The organism is Treponema denticola ATCC 35405 (assembly GCF_000008185.1).
Lineage (GTDB): Bacteria > Spirochaetota > Spirochaetia > Treponematales > Treponemataceae > Treponema_B > Treponema_B denticola.
Genome location: NC_002967.9, coordinates 2,323,426 through 2,340,011, shown reverse-complemented (window position 1 = coordinate 2,340,011; position 16,586 = coordinate 2,323,426). Strand labels below are relative to the sequence as shown.

Annotated in this window: 14 protein-coding genes; 7 read left to right on the top strand and 7 right to left on the bottom strand. The window is 39.1% G+C overall.

Going from position 1 to position 16,586, the window contains the following annotated elements; all coding sequences use genetic code 11:
• Nucleotides 1–14: 14 nt before the first annotated feature.
• Entirely contained in the window at nucleotides 15–1,592 is a 1,578-nt protein-coding gene (gene lnt / locus TDE_RS10855) for an apolipoprotein N-acyltransferase (protein ID WP_002680216.1), read from the bottom strand.
• A 62-nt stretch (nucleotides 1,593–1,654) separates the two neighbouring features.
• Between lnt and TDE_RS10850 the strand changes: the two genes are divergently transcribed.
• From TDE_RS10850 to TDE_RS10840, 3 genes are all read left to right on the top strand, one after another.
• Nucleotides 1,655–2,809, top strand: a complete 1,155-nt coding sequence (locus tag TDE_RS10850) for a galactokinase (protein WP_002667821.1) — start codon at nucleotides 1,655–1,657, stop codon at nucleotides 2,807–2,809.
• A gap of 93 nt (nucleotides 2,810–2,902) precedes the next feature.
• Nucleotides 2,903–3,583, top strand: coding sequence for a tetratricopeptide repeat protein (locus TDE_RS10845; RefSeq protein WP_002680214.1), 681 nt, complete (start codon nucleotides 2,903–2,905; stop codon nucleotides 3,581–3,583).
• 1 nt (nucleotide 3,584) lies between these two features.
• Complete coding sequence (locus TDE_RS10840; protein ID WP_002680210.1) at nucleotides 3,585–5,639, top strand: hypothetical protein; 2,055 nt, start codon at nucleotides 3,585–3,587, stop codon at nucleotides 5,637–5,639.
• Between the two features lie 29 nt (nucleotides 5,640–5,668).
• Here the strand turns inward: TDE_RS10840 and TDE_RS10835 are convergent, their stop codons facing one another.
• Nucleotides 5,669–6,538, bottom strand: coding sequence for a mechanosensitive ion channel family protein (locus TDE_RS10835; RefSeq protein ID WP_002680208.1), 870 nt, complete (start codon nucleotides 6,536–6,538; stop codon nucleotides 5,669–5,671).
• A 73-nt stretch (nucleotides 6,539–6,611) separates the two neighbouring features.
• Here TDE_RS10835 and TDE_RS10830 point away from each other — a divergent pair, with 73 nt between their 5' ends.
• Together TDE_RS10830 and TDE_RS10825 are read left to right on the top strand one after the other, a co-directional pair.
• Nucleotides 6,612–7,313: an HAD family hydrolase gene (locus tag TDE_RS10830; RefSeq protein ID WP_002675739.1), complete on the top strand. Its 702-nt coding sequence runs from the start codon at nucleotides 6,612–6,614 to the stop codon at nucleotides 7,311–7,313.
• Nucleotides 7,314–7,351: 38 nt separating this feature from the next.
• Complete coding sequence (locus tag TDE_RS10825; protein WP_002680206.1) at nucleotides 7,352–10,597, top strand: SpiroCoCo family coiled-coil protein; 3,246 nt, start codon at nucleotides 7,352–7,354, stop codon at nucleotides 10,595–10,597.
• Here the strand turns inward: TDE_RS10825 and ispF are convergent.
• From ispF to TDE_RS10805, 4 genes are read right to left on the bottom strand one after another with little or no spacing between them, the layout of a single operon-like run.
• A complete protein-coding gene (gene ispF / locus TDE_RS10820; protein WP_002680204.1) occupies nucleotides 10,569–11,054 on the bottom strand; it encodes a 2-C-methyl-D-erythritol 2,4-cyclodiphosphate synthase in 486 nt (161 codons plus the stop codon). The genes TDE_RS10825 and ispF overlap by 29 nt on opposite strands.
• Nucleotides 11,051–11,782, bottom strand: coding sequence for an IspD/TarI family cytidylyltransferase (locus tag TDE_RS10815; protein WP_002680203.1), 732 nt, complete (start codon nucleotides 11,780–11,782; stop codon nucleotides 11,051–11,053). Before TDE_RS10815 ends, ispF begins: the two co-directional genes overlap by 4 nt.
• Nucleotides 11,769–12,395, bottom strand: a complete 627-nt coding sequence (locus tag TDE_RS10810) for a CarD family transcriptional regulator (protein ID WP_002680200.1) — start codon at nucleotides 12,393–12,395, stop codon at nucleotides 11,769–11,771. Before TDE_RS10810 ends, TDE_RS10815 begins: the two co-directional genes overlap by 14 nt.
• A gap of 60 nt (nucleotides 12,396–12,455) precedes the next feature.
• Nucleotides 12,456–14,108 carry a nucleoside kinase gene (locus TDE_RS10805; protein WP_002674349.1) on the bottom strand — a complete coding sequence of 551 codons (1,653 nt, stop codon included), beginning with the start codon at nucleotides 14,106–14,108 and terminating at the stop codon, nucleotides 12,456–12,458.
• A gap of 169 nt (nucleotides 14,109–14,277) precedes the next feature.
• On the opposite strand from TDE_RS10805, the gene TDE_RS10800 reads away from it, so the two are divergent.
• Complete coding sequence (locus TDE_RS10800; RefSeq protein ID WP_010957202.1) at nucleotides 14,278–14,760, top strand: hypothetical protein; 483 nt, start codon at nucleotides 14,278–14,280, stop codon at nucleotides 14,758–14,760.
• Nucleotides 14,761–14,863: 103 nt separating this feature from the next.
• Complete coding sequence (locus tag TDE_RS10795; protein WP_002674352.1) at nucleotides 14,864–15,613, top strand: FKBP-type peptidyl-prolyl cis-trans isomerase; 750 nt, start codon at nucleotides 14,864–14,866, stop codon at nucleotides 15,611–15,613.
• A gap of 59 nt (nucleotides 15,614–15,672) precedes the next feature.
• Here the strand turns inward: TDE_RS10795 and mazG are convergent, their stop codons facing one another.
• Nucleotides 15,673–16,518 carry a nucleoside triphosphate pyrophosphohydrolase gene (gene mazG / locus TDE_RS10790; RefSeq protein ID WP_002680184.1) on the bottom strand — a complete coding sequence of 282 codons (846 nt, stop codon included), beginning with the start codon at nucleotides 16,516–16,518 and terminating at the stop codon, nucleotides 15,673–15,675.
• Nucleotides 16,519–16,586: the final 68 nt, after the last annotated feature.

Sequence of the window (16,586 nt, the reverse complement as noted above, 5' to 3'; positions counted from 1 at the left end):
CTAAGGCGGCATACTTAAAACCGTGCTGTTTTAGCCCTCCTTTTTTCCAAAAAGATATTAAAAATCAATATTAAAAACATCATAATAGGTAACCAATCCTTATACGAGGCATAAAATGTTTTTTTGTGTCCGTAAACAGGGACTTCCGTATAAACGGATTCTGCCTCGAAGAGGGGCATGTCCGAAATAATTTTTCCTTTAGGGTCTACAACTACGGAGTAGCCTGAATTGGTTGAGCGTACCAAGGTCGTTCTAAGCTCTATGGCTCTAAAATGAGCCACTACAAAATGCTGATACTCGGCACTCTTTGTTTTAGACCAAGAATCGTTTGTTATGTTTATAAGCACTTCGCTTCCCGCATTGTGTAAATTAAGGCAGACTGCAGGAAAAGCATCTTCAAAGCATATGGGAACAGTAAAATTGACCGTCTTTCCTTCCGAATTTTTAATACCGAATACCTTATATTCGGTTCCCGGATTCCAGCCTGAAGAAAAGCCGACCAGCTTATCAAAAAAACGGACAACGAGGGGGTTGTCTATAAAGGGAATGTACTCGGCAAAGGGGACGAGTTGGATTTTTGAATAAATATCTAAAATTTTCCCTTCAGGAGATAAAAGATAGGCTGCGTTATATTGTTTTTTTCCGTCTATATATGGGGAGCCTACTATGATCGGGGTATCCGTATCGGCTAAAAAACGGGTAAATGGGTCATCATAAGGAAGAATTCCGTAAAAATCCTCGTTGTCCTTGTAAGGAACTATAAGGGATGACTCGCTCCAAACTATAAGATCCGGCTTTTTGTTTGCAGAAAATATCGCCTTACGGCTTAAAGCTTGAGAGGTTTTTATATTTTCTTCAAATTGGGAGTTATCCCATGGGTCGGTGTTTTGCTGGACAATTACGGTATTTAAAAAGGTTGCAGGCTTCATTTCTATCGACAGAATTGTTATTCCGTAAATGTTTATAATTAAAACCAAAAAGGCTGTAAAAATCAGGGGGCTTTTAATTTCGGTTAAACCTTTAAAAAAGGCCTTTGAATTTGCCGAATACGCATACGTTTGTAAGGCTTCGCCTAAGCAGGCTGCAATGAGGGGGACAATAAAAGAAAGTCCCCAAACTCCCGTTATATCTACAAACTGAATAAAAGGCTTTAAATTAAAGCAGATCATCGGGGCCGTTCCCCAAGGATAGGCTAAAAAGCCTGTCGATTTTGCAAATTCCCAGAGGAGCCAAATGGCGGCAAAGAAAAAGGGGCGTAAATTTTCCCTTTTTTGAAGACTATGATAAAGTAAAAAGCCGAAAGGCATTGCTATAAAAAAATATGCAAGGGTGCTGGCTCCAAGCGTAAATATTGCAAAATCTTCAAAAAATGCAAGCCAAAAACTTGACATCAAATGTACAAAAGAAACAAAAAAACCGTACAAAAATGCCGCTCTTTTATGTGAGCCGCAGTTAAGAAGTGCATAGTATACTAAAACTAATCCTGAAAAACCTGCAATAGCAGAGCCGAAATTTAAAATTTCATTGGGGATTCCGAAAGAAAATAGGACCGAAGAGATAAAAATAATAAAAAAAGATAAAAAAAATCGCATATTTACACATCTATTTAATCATTTTTATTGAAAAATTTCAATATAACGAGTATTATATATTTATGCAAAAAATAGTTACATTTCATATTGACGAATATGGAGATGAACCTGAAGTATGTGCTGCCGCTCCGGGGCGGTTTCATCTTCTAGGTGAACATACATGGTTTGCACAGGGAAATACTCTTTCCATGAGCATTAATCACTATTTATATGCTTGTGCATCCAGGCGCAGTGATAATAACTTTAGGCTGTTTTCAATTTCGCTTAATGAGCGGAAAAAAATATCTTATTCAGGTCTCAGATATAAGAGGGAAGACAGATGGGCTAATGCGGTTAAGGCCGTTATTTCGGCATTTAACGACTTCGGACATCATGTTTCCGGCTTAAATTTTACTATTTTGTCCGAAATACCTGCGGATGCGGGCTTGGGAACGCCCAACGCTCTTAAAACGGCAACAGCCCTCATATTGAGGAAGATGTTTGCCCCAAAACTTACCAAAAGCGATTTGGTAGATATTCTTGAACATGCTAATGTTCAACATTTAAATACTTATGCACATAGAGCGGATATTTTATGTGCTCTTTTTGCAAAATCCAATCACTGTGTGCGTACCGACCATCGAAAAAAAACTGCGGATATTTATCCTTTTCCAATTGAGGGGCATTCCATTATATTAACGGATTCCCGTGTCCCGCGCATAATTGCCCGCGAAGAATTGACAGCCAGATTGGACGAATGTGTCGAAGCCTATGAGTTGGTAAAAAAACAGCCGGATATGCCGAAAAATATGATGCATTTGACCGAAAAAATGCTTGAAGAAATCGATATCCCCGAATCGGTGAGGAGAAGGGTTACCTATATCATAAGAGAATCTTTAAGTGTTGATGAAGCTGTGGATGCCCTAAAGCGCAAAGATAATATAATGCTTTCACGTATCTTAAACCGCTCGCATGACGGGCTTAGAGACCGCTTTGAAATTTCCTGCCCCGAATTGGATTGGCTGGTCAAGCGCTCCCTTGAGTTTATGGAGCCTTCGGTAACTAATCTTGTGTGTTCACGAATGACGGGAAAGGGCTTTGGCGGTTGTACTTATACTATTCTTAGAGATGAAGATGCAAAAGCTTATATAGAAAAAGTTGGAGATTACGAAAGAATTTTCGGATTTAAACCTTTGATATACAAGGCTAAGCCTACAGGCTCTGCAAGAACATTTTAATAAGGGCTTACGATTGGTGAATTTTTAAGTGTCTTTCTCTGCTATTGTGTAAAAAGTTTTTTTTCTGTATAATTTGAAAAAGGGAGGGTTTTCATGTATTCCGAATTAAAAGAGGGTGTAAACCTATATAACAAAAAAGACTATCAAGAAGCTTTAGTTTTCTTTTTAAGTGTAAGCACTGAAGATGTTCTTATAAAAATCGAAATAAACTATTATATAGGACTAATATATTCCCGCTTGTCGGAGTATGAACAGGCTCTTGAATACCTTGAGCAGGTAGTAACTGCAAGCAAGGATATTGCAAAAGTTTATCAATGCAGATTGATATTAGCCTTTATCTATGCAAATACGGGCCGAACCAGACTTGCAGAGTTTGAGCTTTCAAAACTTATCGAAGCCGGTTATGAGTCGGTACAGGTTTTTTCTTCATTGGCTTATGTTTATTATGAACACCACGAAATCGAAAAGGCCATCGACTATTATGAAAAAGCCTTAAAAACCGCTCCCGAAAACAGCACGGCCTTAAACGGCCTGGCCTATATCTTGGCCGAAACGGATAGAGATCTGACACGCTCCTTGCTCCTCTGCAAAAAAGCCGTAGAAAAACAGCCCGAAAATCCGGCTTATTTGGATTCGATGGCTTTAATCTACCATAAGATGAACCTCCCTTCGGAAGCTAAATCCTATATTACTCGAGCTAAAGAAAAATTACCCGATAATAAGATTATACTCAAACACTTTGAAATGATAAGTTCTGATGCACGGGAGGCTTAGGATGAAATTCGGTAGAAAATGTCGTATAATTGTTTTTATAAGCTTAGTCTTATTTACTTTTCCTGTTTTTTCACAAGATAAGAATTTTACCGATAAGCCGTCCTCGTCGGATAAGAGGGTTGCTTCCGAAGAATTTAGGCGGGGTGTTCAAGCCTATTATCGAGGAACCTTTAATGAGGCCATCCTTTTATTCGAAAAAGCTCTTTCTTATCTGCCCGATGAGTCCTTAATTTTAGATTGGCTTGGAAAGGCCTATTACAGCTCCGGTGTTGAAGGTGCAGCCCTGACTCAGTGGGAATTGGCCGAGGCAGCAGGTTACGGCGGAATGCTTTTAAAAAACAAGATAGAAATTCTAAAAGAATCGAGGAGCCTTACTCCCTATTCTTCAGATAACATAAAGTATGTGGAAAACTCTTCCTTTAGCTCAAAGAACGGCACTGTAGAGCTTTTCCGCCAACCTCTTTCGATAGCAGCTGTTTCCGACGGCTCCTTTTGGATGACGGCTTACGGATCAAACGAGCTTTTGCACTTTAATGTAAACGGTATTATCTTGGACAGAACAAAGGGGCCTATTCAAGGTTTTGACAGGCCTTTCGATGTTATAGCCCTATCGGACGGAAATCTCTTGGTTTCGGAATTTGCTGCCGACAGGATTTCTCTCCTCGATAAAAACGGTTCGTTTATAAAATCTTTCGGAACAAGAGGAAGGGGAAACGGAGAATTTATAGGCCCTCAGTTTTTAGCTGAAGACGAGTACGGCAATATCTATGTTTGCGATTTTGGAAATGCAAGAATCGTTGTTTTTTCTTCTGCAGGAGAACCTCTTTTTACCTTTGGAAAAAAAAGCGGCCTTTTCGGGGGCTTTACGGCTCCTGCGGGGATAGCTGTAGTTGACGGGCTTGTCTATATTGCCGATGCAATAAAGGGCGCTGTTTATACCTTCGATACGGCCGGCAACTTTGTTCAATCCCTCCTGCCTGAAGGCACCTTAAAGCAAATAGAATCCCTTAGGGAATGGAACGGCAATTTGGTTGCTTCTGCAGGGAATAAGGCTTACCTTATCGATATTGCTTTTTCGACTGTAAGCGAGTTGACGAGTCTGGGAAATGTTCCTACAAAGATTACGGCTGCGGTTCCCGATGTGAACGGAAGTCTTCTTTTAATAGACCATAAAAATCAAACGGTAGAAATAACTTCAAGAATAAATGAACTTGCAGGCGGCCTTTTTGTATTGATAAAAAAAGTTTATTCAGATAAATTCCCTGAAGTCTTGGTTGAAGTAAGCGTACAAAACCGCGACGGCAAACAAATTGTAGGTTTGACTCAGGATAACTTTATAATCACGGAGGGAAACAGGCCTGTTGCCGATTATTCTTTGACCGGTTCTTCCTATCTTAATAAAACTTGCGATATAGCCGTCATTGTTGAAAGATCTCCCAATTCCTTAAAGGAAAAAGCCTTAATAGAGGCTGCCTTAAAGGAAATTGCAGAAGCAATGCAGGGCAGGGGAAAGATAAGCCTTATTTCAGCCTCATCTATTCCCGCTCTTGAGGGAAAATTCTCTCCTGCCGATTTGATAACCCTGCCTAACCGCATAAAGACTCCGGCCTCGTCCGACTGGAAATTAGATCTTGCTTTGAGGCTTGCCGTCGGGGAGCTGATAAATGCCGAACAAAAAAGAGCCGTTCTTTTTTTGAATTTCAGCGATCCTAATTCGGATAATTTTAAGCAGTATAATTTAAACGACCTTGCTTCATACATGAAAAATAATAATATACGTTTTTATCCGATTAGTTTAAAAAAGGGAGCTCCTGCTTCCGAAATGAGCTATCTTGCAAAAAAGACGGGCGGTAAGACCTCATACATCTATGCCGAAAGGGGCTTAAAACCTCTTATTGACGATATTATCGAAAAGCCTTTGGGAATGTACCAGCTGAAATATACTTCTACCATGTCCACCGACTTCGGTAGGTCATTTTTACCCGTAGAAGTAGAGGTTCAGCTTTTGGAAAGATCAGGCCGAGATGAAATAGGATACTTTGCTCCATTGGAGTAGAAATCATAGGGCAACTGTCTTATTAGTTGTTATATCGGCTTATTTTCTGCGCTTTCATAAAAAACAGGTTCCTTTTTTGTTCTTTCCGGATTGATATAAACGTCCATTTGCGGGAAGGGAATATTTATTTCGGCTTCTTCAAAGAGTTCGGCTATAAGTTTAAAAATAGAATTCTTTATAACAAGAAAATCTTCATTTTTTCCCCAAGCATAGAATGCAACTTCAATACCGGAATCTGCATAAGCCGACCAGAAAACAAAGGGTTCGGGGCTTTTTAGAATTTGAGGCACTCGGTTCGGGATTTCCATTAAAACGGATTCTACCTTTTCCATGTCGCTTCCGTATGCAACGCTTATCTTTGTTTCGATTCTCCTTATCGGGAGGCTTGAGTAGTTTATGAGGTTTCCCTTTATGACTACCTCGTTCGGAATACGCACTATGTTTCCGTCAAGGGTTTTTACCCTGATAGCCATAAAGTCAATCGATTCTACATTTCCGGTTATGTCGCCAAGCTGGATACGGTCGCCTACCTTAAAGGCTTTTTCTGCAAGGACAAAGAAGCCTGAAATTATATTTGACACCGAGGTTTGGGCTGCAAAACCTATGGCAACACCGGCAATACCTGCGGCTCCTACAAAGGCATTTATGTTTATACCGAGCTTTTTGAATATCGTCATCAAGATAACGGCCAGACAGGTGTATTGGAGAATCTTTGTTATAAGGTTTTGAATTGCAGGGCTTACCTTGTTCTCCGTAAATTTTTTAAGCGATTTAATTATAATTTTAAAAAAGATGTATGTTATTAAAACTATCCCCAAGAAAGACAATATGGATATAAAAGAGGGAAGGGTAAAGTTTTCCTTAACAAAAGTTTGTATTTGTTCTAAGTTTATGTTCATTTTTTTAATCTATCAAATTTTTTGTAAACTTCCAAGAGGTAGACAAAGCCTTACATTTATAGTATAAAATCATATGAAGTACGGTATTTCTGCTATAGCATTTGACATTGACGGTACGCTTTATCCTTCATGGCGCTTTAATTTACGTATAATTCCATTTCTGTTAAAAAATTTTAATTTTATGTCTGCTTTTAACAAGACCCGAAAAGATATAAGACTTTGGCAGGAAAAGAATCCCGATAAAGTTTTAAGCAACTTTTTTGATTTTCAAGCCGAAATCTTGGCAAAACACGCAGGAAAAAATAAGGAAGATGTTAAAAACTTTTTGGAGACGGAAATTTATGAGGGCTGGAAAAAGCGTTTTGCAAGGATAAAACCTTACTTTTTTGCAAGGGAATCTATAGAGGAATTTAAAAGATGCGGGCTTAAAATAGCCCTTCTTTCGGACTTTTTACCGGAACAAAAAAATGATGTGTGGGGTATTTTACCCCTCTGTGATGCCGCTTTCGGGACAGAGGCTATAGGGGCCTTAAAACCTTCTCCTCTCCCCTTTAAACGGTTGGCAGAAGCCCTTGATCTGCCTTGCGATAAGATTCTCTATGTGGGAAACAATCTCAGGTACGATGTTGCAGGGGCCAAGGCAGCAGGAATGCACACTGCCTGCATAAAGAGCAGGTTATTTATCTTACTTAAAAAAGTTTTTGCTCAAAAAGATAATGAAAAACCGGATATTTATTTTTCAAACTATCGCCAATTATTGAAATTTATGATATAATTTGATATTATAAGCGTAAAAAAGGGTGGGAATTTATAATGAATGATATTTTATTCAATCTTATAACATTGGTAATTTGTATAGGTATTATTATTGCTTTTAGACAAAGCGATAAAAATAACCGATCCATCGAAAAAGCAAAAAAATACGGGGATAAAATAAAGGAAGATCTGGAAGCTTTTGTAAACGAAAAGAATTCTACTTTAAGCGATCTTTCCACGGAATTGGGAGTGCAGCAAAGTAAGGCTATTGCTACAGTAAAACGGCTTGATGACCTCCGTGCCATGTTTTTAGAACAAACCGAAACGGTAGAAGCACGCTCTGCCGCCATTCAGGATATTGATAGATATATTACCGAATCCGGGCAAACCATTCAAAAACTTATGGATATGACGGCCTTGGCAGAAAAAAATTTAATGGAAATTACAAGGGAAGCGGATTTTGTAGATTCTCTTGCAAAATCGATTAACGCTGCAAGGGCTCAGCTTAATAATCTCACCGAAAGTATTCCGGAATTAAAACAAAATTTTGCAGCCGAAGCCGATGCCAAATTAAGCGAATATAAAAGCAAAATATTGGATGAAATGGGCCTTGTAATCAACGATGTTGAAAACCGCCTTGCCTCGGCCCAAAGAGATACGGGCGAACTCTTGGAAGTAACATCAATTAAACTTCAAGACTTATATAAAGAAGCATATAATTCTGCAGCAGACAAGGCGGGAGCTCTTCAGGAAGCTGCCTTTGCTAAGTTAAAGGAAGAAACTGCAGAAAGGGTTCAAAGCTACCGCAAAGAATTTGAAGAAACAGCTGCAGAGATAGAAACCCAAATGGATGACAATTTAAACCGGACAAGGCAGATGGCTTCGGATTTTAAGGCAGAATGGGAAACTCAGGCAAAGGACTATCTTGCTCAAATGCAGTCGGATTTTTCCCGGACCGAAGAAAATATTTCGTTACGTATAAATTCCATATCCGAAAAATTGAAGGAAACTGAGGATGCCGTTTCGGTACGTTCTGATGCGATTGCTGCCGATTTAAACCAAACCGAAGCTACAATGAGGTCTCAGTTTAACAGCCTTGCTTCTAACTTCCAAGATAACGTAAATTCTCTTTCTAAATTTACGGATAAAAAGTTAAATGAGTTTAAGATTCAGACTGAAGAAAGATTTACCAAATTTGAAAAGGCTATTGAAAACGTTGACAGCTTAAAAGAAGAAATCGAAAAATCTCAAGACCTTATTAAAAATGAGATTATAGCCGACTTCTCTTCTTACGTAAATTCGACCAAACAAAGTCAGCAAAACTTTTTTAACGAGTTTACGAATAATTCGGAAAAAATCCGTGAACGCATGAAGGCCATAGATGCAGGTATCGATGATCTAAAAGCTAAGGCCTATACAAACGTTTCGGAAAAATTAAAAATGTTTGAAGACGACTTCTTTGCAGACCTTGCAAAGAGGAGCGAGGCTATTAATCTAAGCTTCGATCAGTGGAAAGATGATGTTTCTGCCAACATGACCCTTCTTGCTTCTGAAAACGAATCGGCACGGAAGGATTTGGAAGAAAAATATAAGGCAGAGCTGCGGGTAAGGCTTGGTCAGGCAGCCGAAGAATATAAAGCTCTTTTTACCAAACTGGATGAAAAGGTTAAAGATGTTGAAGCCGGTTTAAATTCACGGGTTTCTGCAATGGACGGCACTGTAGAGCAGTATATAGAATCTTTCCGTGCAGACGTAGATCAGATAAAAGCAAAGGCATCTCAGCAGCTTGAAACTGAACTTGCCTCATATAAGGAGCAGGTTCGAGAGGCTGTATCCAATCAAAATGCAGAGCTTGAAAATACTTCAAAGGGCATGCAAGAAAAACTCCTTTCAATTCGGGAAGAATCGGAAGCCAAGTTTGAAACTATTAAAAAGGATTTTGAAACTTGGAAGAACCGCACGGATCAGCAGTTTACGGATGCCCGTTCATTCTTTGACGAGAAGATTACAAACTTTGCCGGCTTAACGGAAAATGCAATTAAAAATCTTGATGCCAAGTATAATGCCCAGTACAAAGACTTTGTAGCAAAGAGCGGAGACGCCTTTAACGGTATTCAGGCGAAGCTTAATTCCGTTGATACTAAGGTTGCATCTGCAAACAAGGCCATTGATGAGCATGCTTCAGAAGTTACAAACCGCTTTAATACCGAAGCAGAAAAACTAAATGAGGTAATCAATAAAAGAATTAAGGAAGCCGCTTCTGAGGCTGCGCTGTCCGTACAGGGCATCAATGATATGATTCTTGAAGTTCGTAACCGCCTTGATGAAACCCAAGAGAAGGTTCGCGAAAAGATAGAGGCTGATGCAGACCGCCTAAATTCGCTTATAGAAGAAATAGATAAAAAACAAAATGACTTTATTACACAAACCAAGGTCTTTGAAAGGGCTGATGAATTAAAAGAAGGTTTGGAAAAAGATATTGCTTCTCTTAAAAATGAGGTTACTAAATTTGAGGTTTATAAAAATGCAATGGATGATCTCACCCTTCAATATGATAAGGTTACTCATTTGGAAGAGGAAGCAAAACAAAAAGTCAGCCGCTTTATGAATGAGCGCAAAAACATTGAGCTTCTTGAAGGCGAGTTTATAAAACTTAATGCTCTTTCCGACTCTATGGACAAAAAAATCATCGAGCTTACTGCCGTAAATGATGACTTACAGCAATACCAAGTTCAAATTAGAAGATTGGAAGAAGGTATCGGTGATGTAAACACCCGCTATGAAAGGCTTGAGAAAAAAGAAGCCGTATTAAATCAAACTCTTGAAAGCATTGATTCCGCTTTTGAAAATTTAAAGACTCTTGAATCGGATATTAAACAATTTAAAACTGAGGTAAGTGTAATTCCTCCCGAGATGGAAAAGATAAAGGTAACGCTTGAAACTCTTTTATCAAATCAGGGAAGGGCAGAAGCTGTTTGCGAAAAGATTGAGAGCGTCGATTCTACATTGGAAGATTTGAACTCCAAGATGGATAACCTAAAGCAGGCCAGAAGCTGGCTTGCCGCCACCGAAACCAGATTAAAAGAAATTTCGAGCGAATCGGAAGCTCAGCTAAAGCTGATGGCAGATCTCTTTAAGGGAGAAAAACCCGAAAGGAACGAAAGCGGAAGTCCGTCATTAAATGTGCAAGAAAACGTACTAAAACTGTCACGCCAAGGTTGGAAAAACAACGAGATTGCAAAGGCTTTAAACTTATCCCTCGGCGAAGTAGATCTTATTCTTGAGTATGCCGACAAAAGATAAGGCATGAGGCAAGGGCGGCAACGGCCTTGCCTCTTCCTATTATTCCTATGCCTTCTCCGGTTTTTGCTTTTATAAAAATTTGCTCTTTTTCTATTTTTAAAATTCCGGCTATCGATTTTCTTATTTCTTCTCTGAAGGGGAGAATCTTTGGTTCTTCGATTATTATTACGCAGTCAATGTTTTGAATCTTCCATCCTGCTTCGCTTATTCTTTCCCATACTGTTGATAAAAGTTCTGACGAATTTGCATCTTTCCACTTTTTATCGCTCGGCGGGAAAAATTCTCCTATGTCTCCCATTCCGCAGGCTCCAAGGAGGGCATCTGTAATAGCATGAAGGAGGACATCTCCATCCGAGTGGGCTTTTTCACCTTTTTTAAAAGGAATATGAACGCCTCCCATCATAAGTTTTTTTCCTCTGACTAAGCGGTGTAAGTCGTAGCCTAGGCCTGTTCTCATTTTATATCTTCCTTAAAAGTTATTTTTTTGTTGGATACTTCTCCCGTGCAGATAAAAACGTCTCCGGCAAATTCTCCATAAATTTCGCTGTCGTCTGTATATTCTTTTCCGTTTTCTAGGGCTTGTTTATGAGCTGCCAGTATCTTTTCAAAGTCGAATCCTTGAGGGGTCTGTACCGAATATACGGAACTCCTTTTTAAGTGTTGGGTTATTTTACCGGATTTATCGGCGATTTTTTGTGTATCAACGGCTTGGTAGCCGGGGATTACCGCCTCCCGCTTGCTTACCTCATCGGAGACTCGTTTTATAAGCTCAGGGCTGACCCAGGGGCGGGCTCCGTCATGGATTAATACAAAGTTAAAATCGGCTTCTTTTTTTTCTTTAAGCTCGCCGAGTTTAGCAAGGGCTTTAAAGACGGAAGTCTGTCTTGTATCGGCACCTGCCGTAAAGATTATTTTTGTATTTTTTTTAAGCAGAGCTTTTTCAATTCTTTTATCGTTGAAGATTAAATTATTTGCGTCCGAAATATCTTTGGCAGGAACAGTAACAACTATGACTTCAAACAGCTTTGTTTGTAAAAATTTTAAAAGGCATTCGGAGAGAACCGTAACGCCCTCTCCGTATTCAGGTAATCTTAAATATTCTTTTTTTGTATCTAAATTCATTCGTTGGGATTTGCCTGCTGCAGTTATTACGGCGGCAAAGCCTAAACTTTTAATCGTCCTCATACATATCCGAGTCTTCTATGTCGTCTTCATCCATATCGTCATCATCAAGTCTTTCATCATCATTTGCGATTAAATCGTCGTCGTCATAGTCATCCTTGAATTTTTCGATTGGGCCGCCTAGCGGTTCAAGGTGTAAGTGTATAGCTGCCTCTACTTCGGTTTTTGTCATCTTTAATGCCGCTGCTATTTCGTCTTGAAAAATTCTATAGGCTGAGTCATAGAGCTTTCTTTCCTGAATGGGAAGCTCCTTTGTTTTGCTGCGTTGGTAGAGGGAGCGTACGACCGAGCCTGTGTCCAAGATTTTTCCGCTTTTAAATAGGTCCATATTCATTTGATAGCGGGCCTTCCAATCTATCGGGATAGGTTCAAAATCTTCGGATAGGAATTTGAGGGCGGCTTCAGCTTCTGCCTTTGTTACTATACGCCTTATTCCCAGATTATCGATTCCGGTAATAGGGACTAAGACCGTCATATCCGAATCGGACAGATAAATAACATAATAGTCAATGACTTCTCCGGCTATCTCTTTTTTGGTAATATCCGTGATAGTACCGACGCCCTGACCCGGGTAAACGACAACTTCTTTTGCTGAAAAAACAAATTTCTTACTCATATGTTTGAGTATTATAGCATAAATATCTTTTTTAGTCTACGAGGCCTAATTTAGCTGAGTTTAGCTGTACGAAAAGTCGCTGTCTCCGATAAATTCGCGCAATATGGATTGTCCGTGTACAAAGCTGGCCGGAAGCGGTAGAAAGTTTCCTAAAAAGGTTAACAGCCTCGACGCTTCGTTGTATTCCTTTTGGTTCGGCTTTACCGCCTTTAAAAGCGGTTCTGCATAAACCTTTAAGACTGAAAGCTCATAGTCCAGGGCCGTGTTAAAGACAGCATCGGCATTTCCTTGGAATGGGAAAATATATTTTGATTCTCCGCTTCTTACGTCGCCCCACATTCCTATTGTTCTTGCTGCAGGGCTTCCTCTAAACTGGGCATCTCGGACTATGCGTCTTATAAGTCTGTTATCCGATGTAGGGATGCGGTTATGGTCATCCAAATTAAGCTGGGTGAGAGCCGAAAGGTAGACCTTAAATTTTAATGACTCGTCTATTTTTGCCGTAAGCTTATTGTTCAGAGCATGGATTCCTTCAAGTATAAAGATTGTGTTTTGTTCAGGGGTAAACATCTTACCTTCAGGTCTGCGGGCACTTACCTTAAAATCGTAGGAAGGCATTTCGACTGTTTCACCATTGAATAGACGGAGAAGGACATCGTTTAAGAGCTCAATGTCCAGAGCCTCAACACATTCAAAGTCGGGCCTTCCGTCTTCTTTTTTCGGTGCTTTAGCAATACCCAGATAAAAATCGTCAAGGCTTATAACCTTAGGTACATACCCAAGAACCTTAAGCTGCATTGAAAGTTTTTTAGCCGAAGTGGTTTTTCCGGAACTTGAAGGGCCTGCTATCAGTATTACCCTTGCGGTTTTTTTAGCCGTTATTTTTTTTGCTATTTCGGCAAGTTTATTGTTTTGAAGTATCTCGGTAATTTCTACATAGTCTTTTATTTTTCTTGAGGTAATTAAGTCGTTCAACTGACCCACCGATGAAACGCCTACAAGTTTTCCCCATTGTTTATATTCTTTATAAATTTCAAAAAGATGGGGAATGTCTTTAAATTCCGAGAGCTTTGTAGGAGATGATGTCCTCGGAAACCTGAGTAAAAAGCCGTCTTCATAGGGCATTACATCAAAGACCTTGACTTCACCTATTCTATCCATAAGGGGTTGAAAATAGAGATCTTCATAGCTGCCTAAACGGTTTATTAAAATTCGGGGTTTACTCGTGTAGTTTAAAAGTCTATGGGTTTCGGGTTGATTTGAGTGTTCGAATTTTTCCAAGGCTTCCTCGTAGGAAAGCCAGCGGGTATCGATAGGCATGTCTTGAGCTACCATTTCATCCATTTTTGCCTTTATAGCCTTAAAATCCACCTTACTTGAATTTTTTCCTTCAAGGGTGTAATAATAGCCGTAATCCAGGCTGTGTCCCATTAAAAGCCTTAAGCCGGGGTAGAGTTCTTTTGCTGCAGCAGCTAAAATCAGGCAGAGAGTTCTTCGGTAAAAATTTGAGCCTTCTCGGTCGGCTAAGGTTACCGGTTCTATATTGGATTGTACATCGATGGTTTTATTTAAGGGTACTACCAAATTGTTTACCTTTATGCCTACTATAGGAGCAGGGCAGGCCGGAAAATATTGTACCAGCTCACGCGCCGACACCGGATTAACAAATTCTTTTTGAGTTCCGTCAGGAAAAGTTATTTTAAATGAAGCCATAAGACTCTCCTCTTTATTTTTCTATCTTTAATTATACCATATTTTTTATAAAAGTCCAGCTATTTACGTATAGTTTGACAGGTTCGCAGTCTTGACAAAATTTTTTTTCTCAAATAAACTTTAAGTTAAGATAAATTTTAAGAGATATAGCTTTCTCTATGGAGGAAAAATGAAGAAATTTTTAGTTGTCTTATTTTTATTTGTTACGGTTTTTGCATATTCTTTTAAGTATGAAAACTATCAGGAAATGTCTATTAACGACTTAGTAAAAATGGTAGAGTCTGCTGCTAAAGAAAATGAAGATGGAGGGCTTACTATATTTAACAGCTTTATAGGTCTCCCTGTTACATTGGATGAGTATCCAAGTGCCGAAAAAGATAAAAAATATGAACAAGAAATTCGTATGTTTACATATTGGTTTGAAATGCCTGAAAATTTTTTTGGGAGTGTTATTACAAATAAACTTCCAAATGGATATGAACTGGTTATGGTATTTCAAAACAGCATTGCTCAGCACTTAAAAAATGATGTAAAAAAAGGTGAAAAAATAGGAGTCTATGCTTTTTTGGGCGGATATGATAGTTCTTCAAAAAGAATATTAATAATGGTCTCAGCCTTTAACACAAAAGCCGACTATAAAGGCGTAATATAAAGCCTATTTGGGAAAGAATGTAAAAGTCCGGCTATTGACTGTTTTTTAAAAGACTGATATTCTTACGCCTTCTATATATTTTATATTTATAAGGATTTATTCTATGAAATTTATTAAAAATTTTACTCTTATTTTATGTTGTGCCTGCTTGTTTTTTGCGTTTACATCCTGTAAGGACAAAAAAGCGGAAACGGAAGTTCCTTCCGAAAACAATGCAGCCGATGAAAAGGAAAAAATTTCGGTAACCGAGGAAGAGGTAGGCTATGCCTTCGGCGTTATCATCGCACAAAGTGCAAAGCAAGACGGTATAAAACTCAACCCCAAGCACATTTTAAAGGGCTATAATGAAGCAATGGCTAAGGATTTTAAAGAAACAGGACTTCAGGATGCTCAGACGGTTTTAAATAAGGCCTTTAAAATGGCTCAGATAGAAAAGGCTGCAAAGGCTCTTGAAGAAGCTAATGCCTTTTTGGAAAAAAACAAGGCTAAAGAGGGTGTTGTAGTTACCGAATCCGGTTTGCAGTATGAGGTGCTTTCAAAGGGGAAGGAAGATTTCTATCCTACAGCAAATGATGAAGTTGAAGTCAACTATATCGGAAAACTTATAGACGAAAGTGTTTTTGACGATTCATATAAAAGCGGTTCAAGCGTAAAAATCCAGTTATCAAGGGTGATCCCCGGCTGGAAAGAAGGCTTACAGTTGATGAGCCAGGATGCAAAATTCAGACTTTATGTTCCGCCGGCATTGGCTTACGGAGAACAGGGTATTACTCAGGGCAATACGGTTATAATTCCCCCCAATGCTGTTTTGATTTTTGACATTGAGTTGGTAAATATCTTACCCCAAAAGTAGTAACCGGTAAAAGAAAAAAAGAGTTTTGTGTTTAAGCAAAACTCTTTTTTTATGCTTTGTTAATTTTTAGACCTTTCTTTAAGTTTTGCCTTATTCCAAAATTCTTCCATCTTTTCCCCATTTTCGGGTAAAAGCTCAAGGCCGTTTTTTTTCATTTCGGCCTCAACAAACCGGAACCGCCTTTCAAATTTTTTGTTTGCATGCATCAAAGCCATTTCGGGATCTATCTTTAAAAAACGGGCGGCATTGACGGCAACAAAGAATACATCTCCTATCTCATCTTCCATCGCGGCCTCGGATCCTGATTTAACGGCTTCGGCAAATTCTGCCGTTTCTTCTTCCATCTTTTCGATAAGGCCGCCTATTTCAGTCCACTCAAAACCGGCCTTTGCTGCCTTTTTTGAAATCTTTAAGGCCCGCAGCATCGGCGGAAAATTTTTAGGGATGGAATCCAAAATTGATTCGGCCTTAGGTCTTTCAATTTTTTCTTTTATGTTTTCCCATTGGTTTAAAACGGATTCGGGAGTCGAAGCTTTTTTATCGCTTTCAGGCCCTTCATAGCCTTCCGTTTCCCCGAAAACATGAGGATGCCTTCTTATCAGCTTTTCGGTAAGATTTTTCATAATATCGGCAGTTGAAAAAAGGCCTTCTTGTTCATACATATACGAAATCATCAGTACATTTAAAAGAATATCGCCGAGTTCTTCTTTTACATGCTCGGCGTTTTGTCCGGTATTATGGTGTTCTTCTATTGCGTCAGCTGCCTCGTAAGCTTCTTCCAAAAGGGACTTGCGCATACTCATAGGGGTTTGGGCTATATCCCATGGACAGCCTCCCGGCCCCCTTAATCTTTTAATTACATTAAAAAGAGCTTCAAAGCTCTCAATCAGTTGTGAATTTTCCATGTGTTGTATTATAGCAAAAATATCTTAGCTAGTTCAAGAGTCGATAATTCCTTGACTTTTTTATTCTT